We start from the raw sequence: 19,198 nt of genomic DNA, 5'->3' as shown, positions 1-19,198 counted from the left end.
GGCTCAGACGTCGATGCGGTCCCGCGACAGCGACTCGGACCCGCGGACGATGAACTCCTTGCGGGGCGCCACGTCGTTGCCCATCAGCAGCTCGAACACCCGGCCGGCGTTCTCGGCGTCCGCTACCCGCACCCGGCGGAGGGTGCGGCGCGAGCGGTCCATGGTCGTCGTGGCCAGCTGGTCCGCGTCCATCTCGCCGAGCCCCTTGTAGCGCTGGATCGGGTCCTGGTAGCGGCGGCCCGCCTTGCCGAGGGCCGCGAGCACGCTCTGCAGCTCCTTCTCGGAGTAGGTGTAGATCGTCTCGTTCGGCTTCTTCCCCGCGTTCATCACCACGAGCCGATGCAGCGGAGGCACGGCGGCGAAGACGCGCCCCGCCTCGACGAGCGGCCGCATGTAGCGGAAGAAGAGCGTGAGCAGCAGGGTGCGGATGTGGGCGCCGTCGACGTCGGCGTCGCTCATCAGGATGATCTTCCCGTAGCGGGCGGCCGAGAGGTCGAAGGAGCGGCCGGAGCCGGCTCCGATCACCTGGATCATCGAGGCGCACTCGGCGTTCGAGAGCATGTCGGCGATGCTCGCCTTCTGCGTGTTGAGGATCTTCCCCCGGATCGGCAGCAGGGCCTGGTACTCGCTGTTGCGGGCGAGCTTGGCGGTGCCGAGGGCGGAGTCGCCCTCGACGATGAAGAGCTCGCTGTTCTCGACGTCGCTGCTGCGGCAGTCGACCAGCTTCGCCGGAAGGGAGGAGGACTCCAGCGCGTTCTTGCGGCGCTGCGTCTCCTTGTGCGCGCGGGCCGAGATCCGCGACTTCATCTCGGCGACGACCTTCTCGAGGAGCTGGGAGGTCTGCGCCTTGTCCTCGCGGCGCGTCGAGGAGAACACCGCGCCCAGCGTCGAGGCGATGGTGGAGGCGACGATCGCGCGGACCGCGGGCGTGCCCAGCACCTCCTTCGTCTGGCCTTCGAACTGCGGCTCCGGGAGCCGCACGGTCAGCACGGCGCTGAGCCCGGCGAGGACGTCGTCCTTCTCGAGCTTGTCCGAGCCGACCTTGAGGCGGCGGGCGTTCGCCTCCACCTGCGAGCGGAGCAGCTTCAGCAGGCCCTGCTCGAAGCCGGTCTGGTGCGTCCCGCCCTTGGGCGTCGAGATGATGTTCACGAAGCTGCGCATCACCGTCTCGTAGCCGGTGCCCCAGCGCAGGGCGATGTCGACCTCGCAGGTGCGCTCCACCTCGGTGGGCACCATGGCGCCGCCGGGGGTCAGCACCGGCACGGTCTCGGTGAAGGTGCCGGAGCCGGTGAGGCGCAGCACCTCGGTCACGGGAGCGTCGGGGGCGAGGAACTCGACGAACTCCGAGATGCCGCCGTCGTAGCGGAACATCTCGGCGCGGCGCTCGTCCGCCCGGTCGTCGACGATGTCGATCGTCAGGCCGGGGACGAGGAACGCGGTCTGCCGGGCGCGCGTCACCAGGTCGTCCGTCTGGAACGAGGCGCCCTTCGTGAAGATCTGGCGGTCGGCCCAGTAGCGCACGCGCGTTCCGGTGACGCCCTTGGCGACCTTACCGACGACCGTCAGCTCCGACCCGTTCTCGAATGGCGTGAACGGAGCGTCGGGGGTGGGCTCGCCCGCGTCGGCGAAGCGCCCGGGCTCCCCCCGGTGGAACGACATCCGGTAGGTGCGGCCGTTGCGGTCGACCTCGACGTCCAGGCGCTCCGAGAGCGCGTTGACCACGGAGGCGCCGACGCCGTGCAGACCGCCGGACGCTGCGTAGGATCCGGAGCCGAACTTGCCGCCCGCGTGCAGCTTCGTGAACACGACCTCGACTCCGGAGAGCCCCGTCTTCGGCTCGATGTCGACCGGGATCCCGCGCGCGCGGTCGCGCACCTCGACGCTGCCGTCGGCGTGCAGGAGCACGCTGATCTCGGTCCCGTGCCCGGCCAGCGCCTCGTCGACGGAGTTGTCGATGACCTCCCAGAGGCAGTGCATGAGGCCGCGCGAGTCGGTCGATCCGATGTACATGCCGGGCCGCTTCCGGACCGCCTCGAGACCCTCGAGGACGGAGAGGTGACGGGCGTTGTAGTCGGTGGAGGCCATCCGCCCAGTCTACTTTCGGGAACCGCTCCGGCCGCGGTGGCGCGGCACCCGGCGACAGCACGATGGCCGCTCGGCGCGGGGCCCCTACGCGCAGAGCGAAATGCCGACCGATCGACTCCGTGCGGAAACAATCGCGTGCTTGGATGGATTCCACTAAGCAGAGATTGAAGAACGAGTGCAGGAGGCCAAGTCATGTCGACCACAGCAACCCAGAACGGCGTGGACGAGCTCGCCGGTGCCCACCAGCTCTCCGCCGCCGACCGCTGCGACAGCTGCGGTGCGCAGGCGTACATCCGAGTGGTCGTGAACAACGGAGAACTGCTGTTCTGCGCACACCACGGGAAGAAGTACCAGGAGAAGCTCTCCAGCATCGCTCAGAGCTGGCACGACGAGTCCGCCCGACTCTTCGAGGAGCAGCGCCCCTAGCGCGTCCCCGATCAGCCTGGACGGTGCGTCAGCGCCCTACCGACCGACACCGAGCCGCTTCACGATCACATCGCGAGCGGCTCGTGCCGTTTCATCGACCAGGCGGAGACGCTCGTCCGACGGGGAGTAGGCGTCGCCGAGGGCGCGCCGCAGGATCGCGTCCGCGAGCGAGGGGTTCTTCGCGAGGACGGGGCCGTGCAGGTGCGTGCCCAGAAGGCCTCCCTCCGCGTAGCCCTCGTGGCCGGCGCCGTCGCCGGTGCCGTGCAGCACTCGGCCGAGCGCGTCCTCGGGCGCGATCCCGGTCATCCGGCGCTCGTGGTTCTCGAATCCGACGAGGACGCCGCCCGGCGTCTCGACGAGGAGGTCGTCGGTCGCGCGCTCGCCCGTGACCGAGTCTCCGGGGAACAGCCCGATACCCCGGGCGCCGCCCGCGGCCGTGCTGATCGAACCGGCCAGCATCTCCCAGCCGGCTCCGACCGCGACCACCTGAGTGCCCTGGTCGACCCAGGCCCGCAGCGTCGGCGCGATCTCGTGGAGGAGTGCCAGGACGCCCGGGAGGTCCTCGTCCGCTCCCGTCCCGGCGACCAGGACGTCCGGACGGACCTCGGCGTCGGAGGCGGTCATGAGCGGCACGACCTCCGCCTCGACGCCCGACCAGCGCGCCCGAGCCGCGAGGACCCGGGCGTTCGCCGCGTCGCCGTTGCTGTCCAGGACGTCGGGAGCGAGCACGGCGATGCGGAGGGTGGTCACGCGGTCTCCTCGCGGTTGGTGACGAGCTGCAGGTGCGCACGGGTGCGGCGCATCGAATCGGCCGAGAAGACGATGGTCTTCCGGCCGGAGGCGGGGGTCGGCAGAGCGAGGAACGCGTCGAGCGCGCGACCCAGGTCCTCGTCGACGGAGTCGACGCGCACGCCGTCGTAGCGCAGGTGCAGCGCCGCCTCGTGCGCCTTCGACCCCGAGACGACACGGACGTGCCCGAGCACGGAGGTGTCCACGGGCCAGAAGTAGGAGGGGTCTCGGACGTCGGAGCCGATCGCGAGCATGATCTGCTCGGTCCCCGCGGGGATCTCCGCGATGTTCAGGCGGTAGCTCGCCGGGTTCTGAACCAGGACGAACTCGACTTCGTGGCCGCGCACGGTGACGATCTCGCCCCGCCCGAAGACGGGGTCGATGCTCGAGAGCGCGGAGACGGCGAGGGCCGGGTCGAAGCGCTCGGCGAGCACGGCGCGGGCCGTGGAGACGGCCGCCGCGGCGTCCACCGCGTAGTGGACGCCCCGTGCGGGGAGCCGGACCTCGAGCGGGTCGCCGTCGCTGATGATGCGCGCGGCCGCTCCCTTCGTGCTCTCGACGACGGTGGTCGCACGGTCGGTCCCGGCCTCCGCCTCTGCGGCGTAGCCGAGACCGCCGGACGCGGAGTCGCGGACGGAGGAGGAGACGCCGTACCAGCGGATCCGCTCGTCGGGGAGGGAGGTCGCGACATCGGCGACGTGGCGGTCGTCGGCGTTCAGCACGACGGGACCGGTCGCGCGGGAAGCGATGGTGCCGAGCATCCGGGCGACCATGGCCGGATCGAAGAAGCGGTCGATCTGGTCGACCACCACGTTCGTCAGCAGGACGACGCGGGGGCGCATCCGGGGCGCGAGGCGCGCGCCGTGACCCTCGTCCATCTCGAGGACGGCGATGTCGGCGTCGATCCGCCCGCGGAGGTCCGCCCGCTCCAGGAGCGCGGAGGTCAGCCCCTGGGCGATGTTGGCCGTCGAGGGGTTGGTGAAGACCCGGAGCCCGTGCGCGCGGAGCACCGCGACCAGCATCTTGGTCGTGGTCGACTTGCCCGCCGATCCCGTGACGACCACGAGGCCGTCCCGGAACCCGTCGAGCACCGCGGGCAGGAATCCGGGCGCGACGCGGTTCACCACGAGTCCGGGCACAGCGGATCCCCCACCGGGCTTCCGGACCCGCGCGGCGAACCGGGCGGCCCTCCCGAGGAGGACCGCCGGCGCGTAGCGGATCACCGGCCTACTCGAGGTAGTCGCGGAGCGACTGCGAGCGGGACGGGTGGCGGAGCTTGGCCATCGTCTTGGACTCGATCTGGCGGATGCGCTCGCGCGTCACGCCGAAGGTGTCGCCGATCTGGTCGAGCGTCTTCGGCATGCCGTCGCCGAGGCCGAAGCGCATGCGGATCACGCCGGCCTCGCGCTCCGAGAGCGAGTCGAGCAGCGACTCCAGCTGCTTCTGCAGCATGGTGAAGCCCACGGCGTCGGCCGGGACGACCGCCTCGGTGTCCTCGATGAGGTCGCCGAACTCGCTGTCGCCGTCCTCGCCCAGGGGCGTGTGCAGCGAGATCGGCTCGCGCCCGTACTTCTGCACCTCGATGACCTTCTCGGGGGTCATGTCGAGCTCGCGCGAGAGCTCCTCGGGCGTGGGCTCGCGGCCCAGGTCCTGGAGCATCTGGCGCTGCACGCGGGCCAGCTTGTTGATGACCTCGACCATGTGCACCGGGATGCGGATGGTGCGGGCCTGGTCGGCCATCGCGCGGGTGATCGCCTGGCGGATCCACCACGTGGCGTAGGTCGAGAACTTGAAGCCCTTGGTGTAGTCGAACTTCTCGACCGCGCGGATGAGGCCCAGGTTGCCCTCCTGGATGAGGTCGAGGAACTGCATCCCGCGACCGGTGTAGCGCTTCGCGAGGCTGACGACGAGCCGGAGGTTCGCTCCGAGCAGGTGGCTCTTCGCGCGCTGGCCGTCCTTCGCGACCCAGCGCAGCTCGCGGACGAGCTCCGGGCTGAGGTCGGTCGAGTTGGCGAGCTTGTCCTCGGCGAACAGGCCGGCCTCGATGCGCATCGCGAGCTCGACCTCCTCGGCCGCGTTCAGGAGCGCGACCTTGCCGATCTGCTTCAGGTAGTCCTTGACCGGGTCGGCGGTGGCACCGGTGATCGCGGTCGAGTAGACCGGGACCTCGTCGTCCTCTCCGCCGAACGACAGGACGAGCGCACCGCTCGGGAGCGGCTCGGCCGGAGCGGCGACGGCAGCGGCGGCCGGGGCCTCCGGCGTCTCCGCGTCGTCCTTCGCGTCGGTCTCGGTGTCCTCGGCGACGACCTCGGTCTCCTCCTCCTCCGCCGCCTCGTCGGGCTCGACGGCGTCGGTCGGCTCCTCCTCGGTGTCGGCGGGAGCGGCGGCCTTGGTCGTGGCGCGCGAGCGGGTCGTCTTGGCCGCGGTGGTCTTGGCCGCCGTGGTCTTCGCCGCGGGCTTGCGCGTCGCGGGCTTCTTGGTGGTCGTCGTCACGTCGTCGTCGACGGCGTCGAGCGTTGCGGTCTTGGTAGCTCTGGTGGCCATGGCGGCACCTCTCCATCCGTTGCGTCCCGGGGGCGGGCGGCGCGGGAAGGCGTCGTCCGTCGGTGGGCATTACGAGGACCCATGTCAAGTCGAGGACGTCGCACGCCCGACGTGGGCCTGGTGCTCCTCGACCCGAACGGGTCCTATTGACAATTATTGCACGTCTGAGTAGTGCAGCCGTGCGGTGCGGTGCGACTGGGGCTCGATCCGGCGGGATCCGGGCCGTTCCGCTGGGACATCGCGTCTGCAGAAGGGGGGATCGACGGGGACGACCGTCAGCGCCCCGCGCGGCCGCGGCGCATCCGGTCACTCAGTGCAACCCAGAGAGGGGCCACGGTTATTCCCTCGTCCTCGGCCAGGCGGCGGCGGGTCCGGCGGCGCGCGACGACGAGTCCGACGACTCCGGCGCCGACCACCACGTACTGCACGCACCACGCCAGGCGGAAGTGCTCGAGCGAGTAGGTCTGCTCGGAGGAGGCACCGGGACCGGCCAGTGCGTCGAGGATCAGGCCGATCGCGAACATCATCGTGAAGCTGGCCAGGAACCCGCCCACGTTCACGACGCCGTTGGCCGCGCCGAGGCTCCGCGAGGGGTTGAACGTGCGGGCGAAGTCGAACCCGATCATGGAGCCGGGGCCGCCCGCTCCGACGACGATCAGGAGCAGCACCACGAGCCAGTACGGCGGGATGCCGGGCCAGAGCAGCACGACGGTCCAGGCGACCGCCATCGCCGAGACGATCCCGAGCACGAGGTTGCTGCGGCGCATGGGGTGGCGGGCGGTCAGGACGCCGAGCACCGGCCCGACGACGATCCCCGCGATCACGACGATCGTGAGGGTCGGCGCGGCGACGGTCGGCGGCAGGCCGATCGCGTAGACGAGGAAGGGGTAGCCCCAGAGGAGCGTGAAGACCGTGCCGGAGGACTGCGTGACGAAGTGCGACCAGAAGCCGAGCTGCGTCCCCGGCCGGCGCAGGCTCACTCCGAGCTGCGCGATCGTCGCCCGGAGCGTCGGAGGCACCACCGTGATCGGCTCGGTGCGCGGCGGGACGTCGGCGACCAGGAGGAGCACGCCGAGGAAGGACACGGCCCCGAGGCCGGCGGCGCTGAGGAACGCGGGCTCCCAGCCGAACGTGTGGAGGATCGCCGCGAACGGGAGTGCGGAGAGGATCTGGCCCACCTGGCCGATGTTGCCGATCCACTGCGAGAGCTGCGGCACGATCGGTCCGCTGAACCAGGTGACCGTGAGGCGGATCACGGAGGTGAAGATCGCGGCGTCCCCCGCTCCCAGCAGGATCCGCCCGACGATCGCGACGCCGATGCCCGGCGCGATCGCGACCACGACCTGGCCCGCCATCATCAGGGCCGTGCCCGAGAGGATCAGGGTCCGCGGGCCGAACCGGTCGATGAGGATCCCGACCGGGATCTGCATCCCGGCGTAGACGATCAGCTGGACGACGGCGAGCGACGAGAGGACGGCGGCGGCCACCCCGAACCGCTCCGCGGCGTCCACTCCTGCGACGCCCAGCGTCGTGCGGTCCAGGACCGCGACGAGGTAGGCGAACGCTCCGGCACCGAAGACGAACCAGGCTCGACGATCACGCACTCGTCCGATCCTACGGCCGCTCAGGAGGCGGTGGGCTCCTCGCCCGGGCGGCGGATCGCGAGGAACTTCTCGAGCTCGGCGGCGATCGCGTCGGCGCTGGGCACGAAGCCGTCCTCGTCGGTGAGCGGCGAGCGGAGGCTCGTCCCCTCCATGTAGGTGTCGTGCCGCGCCTCGAGGGCCGAGACCAGCTTCTGCAGCTCGTCGTTGCCGCCGACCTGCTCGTCGACCTTGCCGAGGAACTCCCGCCCGCTCTCGCGCAGGCGGTCTGTCGGGAAGATGAGGCCGGTCGACGCCGAGATGCTCTCGAGCGCCGCGACCGCCGCCTGCGGGTACTCGGTGTCCGACAGGTAGTGGGGGATGAGCAGCGCGAAGCCGACCACGGTCAGACCGCGCTCGTAGAGGCGCAGCTCGAGCAGGTGGAGGACGTTCGAGGGCACCTGCGTGTGCGGCTTCCAGACCGACATCGCCTCGATCAGGTCCTCGCGGTTGCCGCTCACGGTGACGCCGACGGGCCGGGTGTGCGGCACGGGCATCGGGATCGCCTGGACCCACGTGGTCGAGGCGACGTCGAGCCGCTCGAGGAGGGAGACCACCGCGCGGGTGAACCGCTCCCACTGGAAGTCGGGCTCGAAGCCGGTGAGCAGGAGGAACGGCTGGTGCAGCTCGTCGTGCGCGAGCGAGAGCCGGAGCATCGCAGGACGGTAGTCCGTCAGGTGGTCCTGGTCGAACGTGATGATGGGGCGGCGGGCCCGGTAGTCGAGCAGCTGATCCTGGTCGAAGACCGCGACCCCGCGGTGCTCGAGGGTCTCGAAGAGGTACTCCCCCAGCTGCCCCACCGCTCCCCCGGCGTCGGCCGAGCCGGTCAGGCCCGCGACGAGGTGCAGCCCGCGCGGGATCTCGGAGAGGTCGCCCTCGATCTCGAACAGGTCTTCCGGATCCAGCATGCGTCCAGTCTAAACGGGGGTCCCGGCGCCCCGGCCGGGTCCGCTGAGCCCTCAGCGAACAGCGCCTAGCATTGCCGCCATGCCCCTCTCCTCTCTCGAGTACTCGACCGTTCCCGCCTCCGATATCGACACCGACGCCCTCGTCCTCGGCGTCGCCCCGGGACCCGACGGTCCCCGGCTCGTCGGCGCGGAGGGCTTCGAGGAGCTGGCCCCCGCGCTGAGCGCGCTCGGCGCGACCGGCGCGGCCGAGACGCTCGTGCGCGTGCCGTCCTCGGTCCGTGCCGGAGTGATCGTGCTCGTCGGACTCGGCTCGGCGGAGCCCGACGACACCGCGCTGCGGAACGCCGCGGGCGCCGCCGTCCGCCTGCTCGCGGGGTCCGCCTCCGTGGCACTCTCCCTCCCCGCCGGCTCCGACGGCACGCTCGCCGCGGTCGCCGAGGGCGCCGCGCTCGGCTCCTACTCCTTCACCGCCTTCCGCGGCAGCACCGCCGCCGCGGCGAAGGCGCCCGTCGAGCACGTCGTCCTGCTGGGCGGCGGCGAGTCGGCCGACCCCGCCGTCCTGGACCGGGCGCTCGTGCTCGGCCGCGCGGTCGGCACGGTGAAGGACCTCGTCAACACTCCCCCGTCGCACCTCTACCCGCAGACGCTGGCCGAGGCCGTGCAGACCGGCGCAGAGGGACTGCCCCTCGAGGTCACCGTCTGGGACGAGGAGGCCCTCGCGGAGGAGGGGTTCGGCGGCATCCTCGGAGTCGGCAGCGGCTCCTCCCGCCCGCCCCGCCTCGTGAAGGTCGCCTACGCGCCCGAGGGCGCGAGCACCCACCTCGCCCTGGTCGGCAAGGGCATCACCTTCGACAGCGGCGGACTCTCGCTCAAGCCGCCGGCCTCGATGATCGGGATGAAGACCGACATGGCGGGCGCGGCGACCGTGTACGCCGTCGTGCGCGCCATCGCGGAGCTCGGCCTCCCGCTCCGCGCGACCGCCTGGCTCTGCATCGCCGAGAACCTCCCCTCCGGGACCGCGATCCGCCCGGACGACGTGCTGACCGTGCGCGGCGGGACCACGGTGGAGGTGCTGAACACCGACGCCGAGGGCCGACTGGTGCTCGCCGACGGCCTCGTCGCCGCCAGCGAGGAGCAGCCCGATGCGATCATCGACGTCGCGACGCTGACCGGCGCCTCCGTGGTCGCCCTCGGCAACCGGACCGTCGGCGCTCTGGGCGACGACGAGGTGGTCTCCCGCGTCCTCGACGCCGCCCGCGCGGCGGGAGAGCCCTTCTGGCAGATGCCCCTCCCCGCGGAGCTGCGACCGCTGCTCAACTCGGACATCGCCGACATCGCGAACGTCAAGCCGGGCAACACCGCCGGCGGCATGCTCCTCGCCGGCCACTTCCTCCGCGAGTTCGTCGGGAAGCGCGGCGAGGGCGAGGACGCGACCACGATCCCGTGGGCGCACCTCGACATCGCCGGCCCCTCGAGTAACGGAGGCGGCGGCTACGGCTTCACCGGAGCCGGCGCCACGGGGGTCTCGGTGCGCGCGCTGATCGCTCTGGCCGAGGGCTTCGCGAGCGCGTAGTAGGGTCGACGGGGCGGGAGATCCCGCCTCGTCCCCCCTCCCGATCCGCTCGGCGCTCAGCGCCGGAGCCGGTCGGCCGGGAAGCGGGACCGCACGTCGCGAGGGAGTCACTGGGTGTCGGAAGAGCGCTACGACCTGGTCGTGCTCGGAGGTGGCAGCGGCGGGTACGCGGCGGCCCTCCGGGCGACGCAGCTCGGGATGAGCGTCGCGCTCGTGGAGCGCGACAAGCTCGGCGGCACCTGCCTGCACCGCGGGTGCGTGCCCACCAAGGCCCTGCTGCACGCCGCCGAGCTGGCGGACGGCGCCCGCGAGGGAGAGAAGTACGGCGTGCTCTCGAGCTTCACCGGGATCGACATGGCGGGCGTCACGCGCTACCGCGAAGGCGTCGTCGCCGGCAAGTACAAGGGCCTCCAGAGCCTCGTGTCCTCGCGCGGCATCACGGTCGTCACGGGCGAGGGCCGCCTCACCGCGCCGGGCACCGTGACGGTCGGTGAGCACGTGCTCCACGGCGCGTCGGTCGTCGTCGCCACCGGGTCCGCCTCCCGCACCCTCCCCGGGATCGAGATCGGCGGCCGCATCCTGACGAGCGACCAGGCTCTCGAGCTCGACCACGTGCCCGCGAGCGTCGTCGTCCTGGGCGGCGGAGTGATCGGCGTCGAGTTCGCGAGCGTCTGGCGCTCGTTCGGCGCCGAGGTCACGATCGTCGAGGCCCTCCCCCACCTCGTCCCCAACGAGGACGAGAGCGTCAGCAAGCAGCTGGAGCGCGCCTTCCGCAAGCGGGGCATCGCCTTCCAGCTGGGATCTCGCGTCGCGTCGGTCTCGCAGAGCGAGGGCGGCGTCTCCGTGTCGCTCGAGAGCGGCGCCACGGTGGAGGGCGAGATCCTGCTGGTCGCCGTCGGCCGCGGCCCGGTGACCGCGGGCATCGGCCTCGAGGAGGCCGGGGTCCGCCTCGACCGCGGCTACGTGCTGACCGACGAGCGCCTGCAGACCTCCGTCCCCGGCGTGTACGCCGTGGGCGACATCGTGCCGGGGCTCCAGCTCGCGCACCGGAGCTTCCAGCAGGGGATCTTCGTCGCGGAGGAGATCGCCGGTCTGGGCCCGCAGGTCGTCTCGGACGTCAACGTCCCGAAGGTGACCTACAGCGACCCCGAAGTGGCCTCCGTCGGCCTCGGCGAGGCCCGCGCGATCGCCGAGTACGGCGCCGAGCGCGTCGCCGTGTACGACTACGGCCTCGGCGGCAACGCCCGGAGCACGATCATCGGGACCACCGGCTCCGTGAAGGTCGTGCGCCTGGTCGACGGCCCGGTCGTCGGCGTGCACATGGTCGGAGCCCGCGTCGGCGAGCTGATCGGCGAGGCTCAGCTCATCGTGAACTGGGAGGCGCATCCCGAGGACGTCGCGCCCCTCGTGCACGCGCACCCCACTCAGAACGAGGCGCTCGGCGAGGCGCACCTCGCTCTGGCCGGGAAGCCGCTGCACGCCCTGTAGAACCACTGCGGTGCGGCGACCCGCCGCTTCCGCATCAGTAAGCTGGACATCGAAACACAAGCGTCTTAAGGAGACAGGCTCATGAGCGAATCCGTCAGCCTCCCGGCACTCGGAGAGAGTGTCACGGAAGGAACGGTCACCCGCTGGCTGAAGAACGTCGGGGACCGCGTCGAGGTGGACGAGCCCCTGCTCGAGGTCTCGACCGACAAGGTCGACACCGAGATCCCGTCGCCCGTCGCGGGAGTGATCGAGGAGATCCTCGTCCAGGAGGACGAGACCGTCGAGGTCGGCGCCGAGCTGGTGCGCATCGGAGACGGCTCCGGAGCCGCGTCGGCGTCCGAGCCCGAGGCTCCCGCCGAGGAGGCCCCCGAGGTCCAGGCAGCCGAGACCGAGGCCACTGACGAGGCGACCCCGTCGGTGGACGCCGAGAGCGACGCCGAGGCTCCCGCCCCGGCCGAGCCCGAGCCCGCCCCGGCCGCCGAGAAGCCCGCCGCCCCCGAGGCCGCGGCTCCCGCTCCGTCGGCTCCCGCCCCGGCCGCCGCCGCGCCGGCCCCCGCTGCCGCCGCGCCCGCCGCCTCCCCGGAGCCCACCGACTCCAACCCCGGCTACGTCACCCCGCTCGTGCGCAAGCTCGCCGGCGAGAACGGCATCGACCTCTCCACCCTCACAGGAACCGGAGTCGGCGGCCGCATCCGCAAGCAGGACGTCCTCGACGCGGTCGAGGCCGCCAAGTCGGCTCCGGCCGCCCCGGTCTCGGCGCCCGCCGCCGCAACCGCCAAGGCCGCGCGCACCCCGCTCGAGACGTCGCCCCTCCGCGGCACCACGCAGCCGATGTCGCGCCTGCGCAAGGTCCTCGCGCAGCGCGCCGTCGAGTCGATGCAGACGAGCGCCCAGCTCACCTCGGTCATCGAGGTCGACGTCACGGCGGTCGCCCGCTTCCGCGACTCGGTCAAGAAGAGCTTCCAGGAGAAGACCGGCGCCAAGCTGTCCTTCCTCCCGTTCTTCGCCCTCGCGGCGGCCGAGGCGCTCAAGGCCTACCCGGTGATCAACTCGACCCTCGACGGCGAGTCGATCGTCTACCCGGACCACGAGAACATCAGCATCGCCGTCGACACCGAGCGCGGCCTGCTGACCCCGGTCCTCAAGAACGCGTCCGAGCTGAACCTCGCGCAGATCGCCTCCACCATCGGAGACCTGGCCGAGCGCACCCGCAACAACAAGCTGAAGCCCGACGAGCTCGCCGGCGGCACCTTCACGCTGACCAACACCGGTTCGCGCGGGGCCCTGTTCGACACTCCCGTCGTGTTCCTGCCGCAGACCGCGATCCTCGGCACCGGCATCGTCACCAAGAAGCCGGCCGTCGTGCAGGTGGACGGTACTGACGCCATCGCGATCCGCTCGACCGTCTTCCTCGCGCTCTCGTACGACCACCGCACGGTCGACGGAGCCGACGCGGCGCGCTTCCTGGTCGCGATCAAGGAGCGCCTCGAGGAGGGCTCGTTCGAGAACGACCTCGGCATCTGACACGCTCCCCCTGAGCGCGCCTCTCACGAGGCCGCTCCGGTGTAGACGTCGCGGATGAGCCAGCCGGCCTCCGTCCTGATGATCAGGACGGAGGCCGCTGTCGTCCCCGGGGCCGTCCGGAGGTGCACGACCGCCGATGCCCCGTTCACGTCGACGAGGACGGCCGACGCCTCCCCCGTCGCCGGGACAGCGGAGGCGGGGCCGTCCGCTGCGTCGCCGAGCGGCGAGTCCGCCGTGACCAGACCGCGGGCGCACTCCCGGTCCCCGCACGCGCGCACCGCGTCGATCAGCACCTCCGCCGCCTGCTCGGCGTCGAGTGAGGTCGCCGCGACCGGAGCCGGCGGTGCCGCGGTCGCCACCGCCGGCGGAGCCGACCGAGCCGGAACGGGCGCGGCTGCGGTCGACGCCTCCGCATCCTGCACCTGCCGATCGGGCCCGCCCGCGAGCGAACCGGCGAGCACCGCTCCCAGCACGATCGCCGTCCCGACCGAGAGCGGTCCCCGACGCGGGACGACGAACGCCCGGAGGCGGTCCTGCCAGCCGTCGAGCGGATGGACCCGCCGGTGCCGGGCAGTCGGAGCAGGCGCCGCCTCCCGACCCCGTGCATCCGCGCCGGACGTCGGCAGCGCCCGCACCGCTTCGCCTATCCCCTGCGGATCCGCGAGTCCGTAGAGGTTGCCCTCCAGCGCCAGCAGGTCGCGGTGCCGCGCGAGGGCGGCGACCGGCAGCTCCGGGCAGAGCATCCCGAGGCGCTCCAGGACCCGCTGCAGCGCGTCGCGCGCCGCACGCGGGGTGTCGACGGCGGGCGTCGTCAGCAGCAGCAGGGGCCGACCCTTCTCCGTCAAGCCGATGTCGTCCGTCGTCGGAGCCAGCCATGCTCCCTCGAGCGCGGCCGAGCGGACCGCGCCCACCACGGGGGCGAGGAGGGTGACCGCGGCGCCGAGTCCGATCCCCCGCTCGACCCGCAGGAACCTCTCGAGCGTGGCGACGACGGGAGGGGCGGTCGACACGATGCACCTCCTCGGAGACGACTCCACCCGGACGATGCTCTCGCGGTGGCGGTGCTCGGCGAGCCGAGCCACCGGCGACGCCTGCAGCGCCTCGGCCTCCCGCGGCCGCATCGTCCGCTCGGCCGACGGTGCGGCGTCCGGCGCAGGCGTCCACCGCCTCCCCGTCCGCGCTCCGCCGATCCTCCGGCCCTGGACCGTCCCGCTGCTCGTCATGAGGCGAGCCTGACCGCAGGCCGAGGCGGAGGACGCCCGCCGATCCCGATCGGTGGAGGGATCGGCGCACGTGCCCTCTGTGGAGGAGTCGGATCCGCGTCCGGGGTCCGCCGCCGCGCTCCCGCTCGGTATCCTTGACGTCATGGCACGCAGCACGGAACCGTCGACGAAGGCGGTCAAGGAACCCGGACGTCTCAAGCAGATGTGGCAGGTGTTCCAGATGACCCGCCGCTACGACAGCAGCGCCGTCTGGATCATCCTCCTCGCGCTCCTGCTCCCGATCCTGCTCGGCGTGCTCCTCGGCATCCTGCTCGGCAACGGCAACGGCTTCGTGATCGCGCTGTGGATCATCGTGGGCGTGATGGCCGGCCTGGTCGCCGGACTCGCCGTGCTCTCGCGCCGCGCCGAGCGCGCCGCCTACGGGCAGATCGCCGGGCAGCCCGGCGCGGTCGGCGCCGTCCTGCGCAGCGGACTGCGCGGCACCTGGACCGGCGGCGAGATGCCCGTCGCCGTCAACGGCAAGACCCAGGACGCCGTCTACCGCGCCGTCGGCCGCGGAGGCGTCGTGCTGATCGCGGAGGGCCCCGCCTCCCGGACCAAGCGCATGCTCGAGGACGAGCGGCGCAAGGTGTCGCGGATCCTGCCGAACGTCCCCGTCACCTTCGTGCACGTCGGCTCCGACGCCGATGCGACTCCGCTGCACAAGGTGCCGAGCCGCCTCTCGAAGACGAAGAAGGTCCTCACCAAGGCCGAGGTCCTCGCGGTGAAGAACCGGCTCTCCTCGCTCAACACGTCGCTGCCCATCCCGAAGGGCGTCGACCCCTTCAAGGTGCGCCCTCAGCGATCGCGCTGACGCACGACGCGACAGGCCGGTCGGGATCTCTCCCGGCCGGCCTGTCGCGTCTGCGGCGCGAGTCAGTAGCGGACGAGAACCGTGCCGGCCACCTTGTCGTGGAAGCCGCGCTGGTCCGAGTCCCAGACGAGCGCCGGCACCAGCACGGCCAGCAGCACAGAGCGCACGATCGGGCGCCACACGCCGACCCAGCCCCCGCCGAGACGGATGACGCGCATCCCGAGCAGGCGGTGCCCGATGCTGCCGCCGATGGTGGGGATGAAGACGACCTGCAGCAGGACGAACAGCAGCAGGCTCGCCCAGCGGTCGTAGTCGAAGAACGCGAGCGACAGCAGAGCGGCGACGGCGACGTCTACGGCCAGGGCGGCGATGCGGCGGCCGGACCGTCCGACCGAGAGGCGGCCCTCTCGGGGGAGGCCGAGACGCTCCCCCGGGTACGAGCTCGGGGCGGCGTCGGCGAAGGTCCTGCGGTCGGCGGCTGGCATCCTCCGATCCTATCCGCGGCGTCTCGGAGCGGACCGAGGAGCGGGTGGTCCGGCAGACGACGTGGAGCCCGACCCCGGACCGGCCCCGTAACATGTCGGAAACAACAGGGACACGGTGGGGAAACCCCCCGTCACTACCCTGGAACGGCTGCGCTCTGCAGCACCCCGTCACGCCATTGGAGACCTTTGCATGTTTAAAGATTCTTCCGAGGTGCTCTCGTTCATCAAGGACACGGACGTCAAGTTCCTCGACATCCGGTTCACCGATCTCCCCGGTGTCCAGCAGCACTTCAACATCCCCGCCTCGACTGTCGATGAGGAGTTCTTCTCCGTCGGTCAGCTCTTCGACGGGTCCTCGATCCGCGGATTCGCGAACATCCACGAATCGGACATGCAGCTGATCCCTGACGTGACCACCGCCTACGTGGACCCGTTCCGCGTCGAGCGCACGCTGATCCTCGTCTTCGACATCTACAACCCGCGCAACGGCGAGATCTACTCCAAGGACCCGCGTCAGGTCGCGAAGAAGGCCGAGAAGTACCTCGCGTCGACCGGCATCGCCGACACCGCGTTCTTCGCCCCCGAGGCGGAGTTCTACATCTTCGACGACGTCCGCTACGAGATCACGCAGAACTCCGCGTTCCACTCCGTCGACTCGGTCGAGGGCGCCTGGAACTCGGGACGCGTCGAGGAGGGCGGCAACCTCGGCAACAAGACGCCCTACAAGGGCGGCTACTTCCCGGTGAGCCCCGTCGACAAGCAGGCCGACCTCCGCGACGACATCTGCCTCAAGCTGATCGACGCCGGCCTCATCCTCGAGCGCTCGCACCACGAGGTGGGCACCGGCGGCCAGGCCGAGATCAACTACCGCTTCGACACGATGGTCCACGCGGCGGACGACATCCTGAAGTTCAAGTACATCGTCAAGAACACGGCCGAGCAGTGGGGCAAGACCGCCACGTTCATGCCGAAGCCGCTCTTCGGCGACAACGGCTCGGGCATGCACACCCACCAGTCGCTGTGGAACGACGGCACGCCGCTCTTCTACGACGAGAACGGCTACGGCGGTCTCTCGGACCTCGCGCGCTGGTACATCGGCGGACTGCTCAAGCACGCCCCCGCCGTCCTCGCGTTCACGAACCCGACGGTCAACTCGTACCACCGCCTGATCCCGGGCTTCGAGGCGCCGGTCAACCTGGTCTACTCGGCCGGCAACCGCTCCGCGTCCATCCGCATCCCGATCACGGGCACGAACCCGAAGGCCAAGCGCATCGAGTTCCGTGCGCCCGACGCCTCCGGCAACCCGTACCTCGCGTTCGCCGCCCAGCTGATGGCGGGCCTCGACGGCATCAAGAACCGCATCGAGCCGCACGAGCCGGTCGACAAGGACCTCTACGAGCTGCCCCCCGAGGAGGCGAAGCTCATCCCGCAGGTCCCCGCGACCCTGGGCGAGGCGCTCGACGCCCTCGAGGCCGACCACGACTTCCTCCTCCAGGGCGGCGTGTTCACTCAGGAGCTCATCGACACCTGGATCGAGTACAAGCGCGAGAAGGAGATCAAGCCCCTCGCGCAGCGTCCTCACCCGTTCGAGTTCGAGCTGTACTACGGGGTCTGATCCCGCAGCACTGCCGAAGGGCCGTTCCTCCTCGGAGGGGCGGTCCTTCGCCGTCCGCGGCGCGCCGGCGTCAGCGGTAGGAGGGAGCGTCTCCCGCGGCCGGCCCGTAGAACAGGCGCTCGAAGACCGCGCGGGAGCGGCGGGTCACGCCGAGGTAGTCGTCCTCGAGTGCCGTCGCGGACCCGGCCGGATACTCGAGCAGGCGCGCGACGCCCTCGAGCTGCCGGCGGTCGGTCGGGAGGACGTCGCTGGTGCGGTTGCCCCAGAGCGTGGTGCCCGAGCGGACGCGGGACGCGAGGATCCACGCGGCGCGCAGCCGATCCGCGTCCTGCGGGCCGATCATGCCCTCCTCCTCCGCGACCGCGAGGGCGGTGAGGGTCGAGGTCGTCCGGAGCGCCGGGGTCCGCCGCGCGTGCTGCAGCTGGAGGAGCTGCACCAGCCACTCGACGTCGCTCAGCGATCCGCGGCCGAGCTTGAGGTGACGGCGCGGGTCGGCGCCCTGCGGCAGACGCTCGCTCTCGACCCGTGCCTTGATCCGCTTCACCTCGCGGATGTCACGGTCGGAGACCGCTCCCGGGTATCGGACCCCGTCGGCCAGCTCCTCGAAGTCCTCGAGGAGCGCCTGGTCCCCCGCTACTCCCCGCGCCCGGAGCAGCGCCTGCGCCTCCCACGTCAGCGACCAGCGGGCGTAGTAGGCGCGGTAGGAGTCGAGGGAGCGCACGAGGGGCCCGTTCTTGCCCTCGGGCCGCAGGTCGGCGTCGAGGTCGAGTGGCAGGCGGGAGTCCTCCGTGAGCCGGACCAGCTCGGCGACGACGAACTGCGAGTAGAGCTGGGCCTGGTGCGGCTCGGCGGTGCCGGGTCGCTGGACGTACACCACGTCGGCGTCGGAGCCGAACCCCAGCTCCGCCCCTCCGTACCGGCCCATGCCGATGATCGCGAACTCCGCGTCGGCGCCGGGCCGGGTCGCACTGCCGCGCCGGATGGCGGCGAGCACGCCGCCCAGCAGTGCGCTGATGATGTCGGTGAGGCTGGTCGCGATCTCCTCGATCGAGCTGAGGCCGAGCACGCCACCCATGGCGGTCCGCAGCACCTCGCGCCGGCGCATCGAGCGGAGGACCGAGGCGACCGCGTCGGGCGTCTCGTGCCGGGCGAGCACGGCGCGCACCTCCTCGGCGAGCTGGGCGGCGCTGCGGGGGCGGAGGGCGTCGTCGTCCTCGAGCCAGGCCGCCGACTCCGGGATGCGGTCGAGCAGCTCGCCGACGAAGCGCGATCCGGAGAGCACCGTGGTGAGCCGCTTGGCGGCTCCGGACGAGTCGCGCAGCATCCGGAGGAACCAGGGCGTCCCGCCCAGTGCGTCGCTGAGGCGCCGGAACGCGAGCAGGCCGTAGTCGGGGTCCGGTCCGTCGGCGAACCACTGCAGCATCACCGGCACGAGGTGGCGCTGGATGCTCGCGCGGCGCGAGACGCCCGAGGTCATCGCGGCGATGTGACCGAGCGCCCCGCGGGCGTCTGCGAAGCCGATGGCGGCGAGGCGCGCCTCCGCCTGGCCGGTGGACAGCTCGGCACCGCCGTCGGAGAGCGCGGCGACCGCGGAGAGCAGCGGACGGTAGAACAGGCGCTCGTGCAGGCCCCGGACGCGGTGCTTGATCCCGTTCCAGACGCTCAGCAGCTCCTCCGCCGTGCGGGCGAGCCCGCTGGAGCGGGCGAGGGTCCGCAGCTCGTGCTCGTCCCGCGGCATCAGGTGCGTACGCCGAAGGCGCCGCAGCTGGAGGCGGTGCTCGAGCAGCCGGAGTGCCCGGTAGTCCTGCGCGAACTCCTCGGCGGCGGAGCGGCCGATGTACCCGCGGTCGGCGAGGGCGCCCAGGGCGAGGAGAGTCCCGGGCATGCGGATCTCGTCGTCGGTCTGCCCGTGGACGAGCTGAAGCAGCTGCACCGTGAACTCGATGTCGCGCAGGCCGCCGGGCCCGAGCTTGATCTGGTAGTGGACGTCGTTCTGCGGGATGTTCTCGGTGACCCGCTCCCGCATCCGCTGCACCGACTCGACG

Annotated in this window: 16 protein-coding genes; 7 read left to right on the top strand and 9 right to left on the bottom strand. The window is 71.7% G+C overall.

The window, feature by feature from the left end:
* Positions 1-3: 3 nt before the first annotated feature.
* A complete protein-coding gene (locus tag C5C74_RS04805) occupies positions 4-2,085 on the bottom strand; it encodes a type IIA DNA topoisomerase subunit B (RefSeq protein ID WP_104225230.1) in 2,082 nt (693 codons plus the stop codon).
* 192 nt (positions 2,086-2,277) lie between these two features.
* On the opposite strand from C5C74_RS04805, the gene C5C74_RS04800 reads away from it, so the two are divergent.
* The gene (locus tag C5C74_RS04800; RefSeq protein WP_068212876.1) at positions 2,278-2,511 is read left to right on the top strand and encodes a hypothetical protein; all 234 of its coding nucleotides are present in this window, start codon (positions 2,278-2,280) and stop codon (positions 2,509-2,511) included.
* Positions 2,512-2,547: 36 nt separating this feature from the next.
* Here the strand turns inward: C5C74_RS04800 and C5C74_RS04795 are convergent, their stop codons facing one another.
* From C5C74_RS04795 to C5C74_RS04775, 5 genes are all read right to left on the bottom strand, one after another.
* Positions 2,548-3,261: a type 1 glutamine amidotransferase gene (locus tag C5C74_RS04795; RefSeq protein WP_104351070.1), complete on the bottom strand. Its 714-nt coding sequence runs from the start codon at positions 3,259-3,261 to the stop codon at positions 2,548-2,550.
* The gene (locus C5C74_RS04790; protein ID WP_146083009.1) at positions 3,258-4,439 is read right to left on the bottom strand and encodes a Mur ligase family protein; all 1,182 of its coding nucleotides are present in this window, start codon (positions 4,437-4,439) and stop codon (positions 3,258-3,260) included. Before C5C74_RS04790 ends, C5C74_RS04795 begins: the two co-directional genes overlap by 4 nt.
* Positions 4,440-4,527: 88 nt before the next feature.
* Positions 4,528-5,844, bottom strand: coding sequence for an RNA polymerase sigma factor (locus C5C74_RS04785; protein WP_104232561.1), 1,317 nt, complete (start codon positions 5,842-5,844; stop codon positions 4,528-4,530).
* Positions 5,845-6,119: 275 nt separating this feature from the next.
* A complete protein-coding gene (locus C5C74_RS04780; protein WP_104261522.1) occupies positions 6,120-7,448 on the bottom strand; it encodes a nitrate/nitrite transporter in 1,329 nt (442 codons plus the stop codon).
* Positions 7,449-7,468: 20 nt separating this feature from the next.
* On the bottom strand, positions 7,469-8,392 hold the full coding sequence (locus tag C5C74_RS04775; RefSeq protein ID WP_104225227.1) for a proteasome assembly chaperone family protein: 924 nt from the start codon (positions 8,390-8,392) through the stop codon (positions 7,469-7,471).
* A 79-nt stretch (positions 8,393-8,471) separates the two neighbouring features.
* Here C5C74_RS04775 and C5C74_RS04770 point away from each other — a divergent pair, with 79 nt between their 5' ends.
* From C5C74_RS04770 to sucB, 3 genes are all read left to right on the top strand, one after another.
* Positions 8,472-9,965, top strand: a complete 1,494-nt coding sequence (locus tag C5C74_RS04770; RefSeq protein WP_104324748.1) for a leucyl aminopeptidase — start codon at positions 8,472-8,474, stop codon at positions 9,963-9,965.
* Between the two features lie 114 nt (positions 9,966-10,079).
* Positions 10,080-11,453: a dihydrolipoyl dehydrogenase gene (gene lpdA / locus C5C74_RS04765; RefSeq protein ID WP_104232557.1), complete on the top strand. Its 1,374-nt coding sequence runs from the start codon at positions 10,080-10,082 to the stop codon at positions 11,451-11,453.
* Between the two features lie 81 nt (positions 11,454-11,534).
* Positions 11,535-12,977: a 2-oxoglutarate dehydrogenase, E2 component, dihydrolipoamide succinyltransferase gene (sucB, locus tag C5C74_RS04760; protein WP_104351068.1), complete on the top strand. Its 1,443-nt coding sequence runs from the start codon at positions 11,535-11,537 to the stop codon at positions 12,975-12,977.
* Positions 12,978-13,000: 23 nt separating this feature from the next.
* Here the strand turns inward: sucB and C5C74_RS04755 are convergent, their stop codons facing one another.
* The gene (locus C5C74_RS04755; protein ID WP_104351067.1) at positions 13,001-13,987 is read right to left on the bottom strand and encodes a hypothetical protein; all 987 of its coding nucleotides are present in this window, start codon (positions 13,985-13,987) and stop codon (positions 13,001-13,003) included.
* A 1-nt stretch (position 13,988) separates the two neighbouring features.
* Here C5C74_RS04755 and C5C74_RS04750 point away from each other — a divergent pair, with 1 nt between their 5' ends.
* Together C5C74_RS04750 and C5C74_RS04745 are read left to right on the top strand one after the other, a co-directional pair.
* Positions 13,989-14,213, top strand: a complete 225-nt coding sequence (locus tag C5C74_RS04750) for a hypothetical protein (RefSeq protein WP_146083008.1) — start codon at positions 13,989-13,991, stop codon at positions 14,211-14,213.
* 129 nt (positions 14,214-14,342) lie between these two features.
* Positions 14,343-15,053, top strand: coding sequence for a DUF4191 domain-containing protein (locus tag C5C74_RS04745; protein WP_104223728.1), 711 nt, complete (start codon positions 14,343-14,345; stop codon positions 15,051-15,053).
* 62 nt (positions 15,054-15,115) lie between these two features.
* On the opposite strand, the gene C5C74_RS04740 is transcribed toward C5C74_RS04745, so the two are convergent.
* The gene (locus tag C5C74_RS04740; RefSeq protein WP_104351066.1) at positions 15,116-15,538 is read right to left on the bottom strand and encodes an RDD family protein; all 423 of its coding nucleotides are present in this window, start codon (positions 15,536-15,538) and stop codon (positions 15,116-15,118) included.
* A gap of 190 nt (positions 15,539-15,728) precedes the next feature.
* Here C5C74_RS04740 and glnA point away from each other — a divergent pair, with 190 nt between their 5' ends.
* Positions 15,729-17,153, top strand: a complete 1,425-nt coding sequence (glnA, locus tag C5C74_RS04735; RefSeq protein ID WP_104223668.1) for a type I glutamate--ammonia ligase — start codon at positions 15,729-15,731, stop codon at positions 17,151-17,153.
* 70 nt (positions 17,154-17,223) lie between these two features.
* Here the strand turns inward: glnA and C5C74_RS04730 are convergent.
* The coding region (locus tag C5C74_RS04730; RefSeq protein ID WP_104351065.1) for a bifunctional [glutamine synthetase] adenylyltransferase/[glutamine synthetase]-adenylyl-L-tyrosine phosphorylase at positions 17,224-19,198 on the bottom strand (1,975 nt) is incomplete at its 5' end.

Source organism: Rathayibacter sp. AY1E8, assembly GCF_002931415.1.
Classification (GTDB): domain Bacteria; phylum Actinomycetota; class Actinomycetes; order Actinomycetales; family Microbacteriaceae; genus Rathayibacter.
Note: the sequence above shows the minus strand (reverse complement) of the source record. Positions and strands in the feature narration are given on the sequence as shown.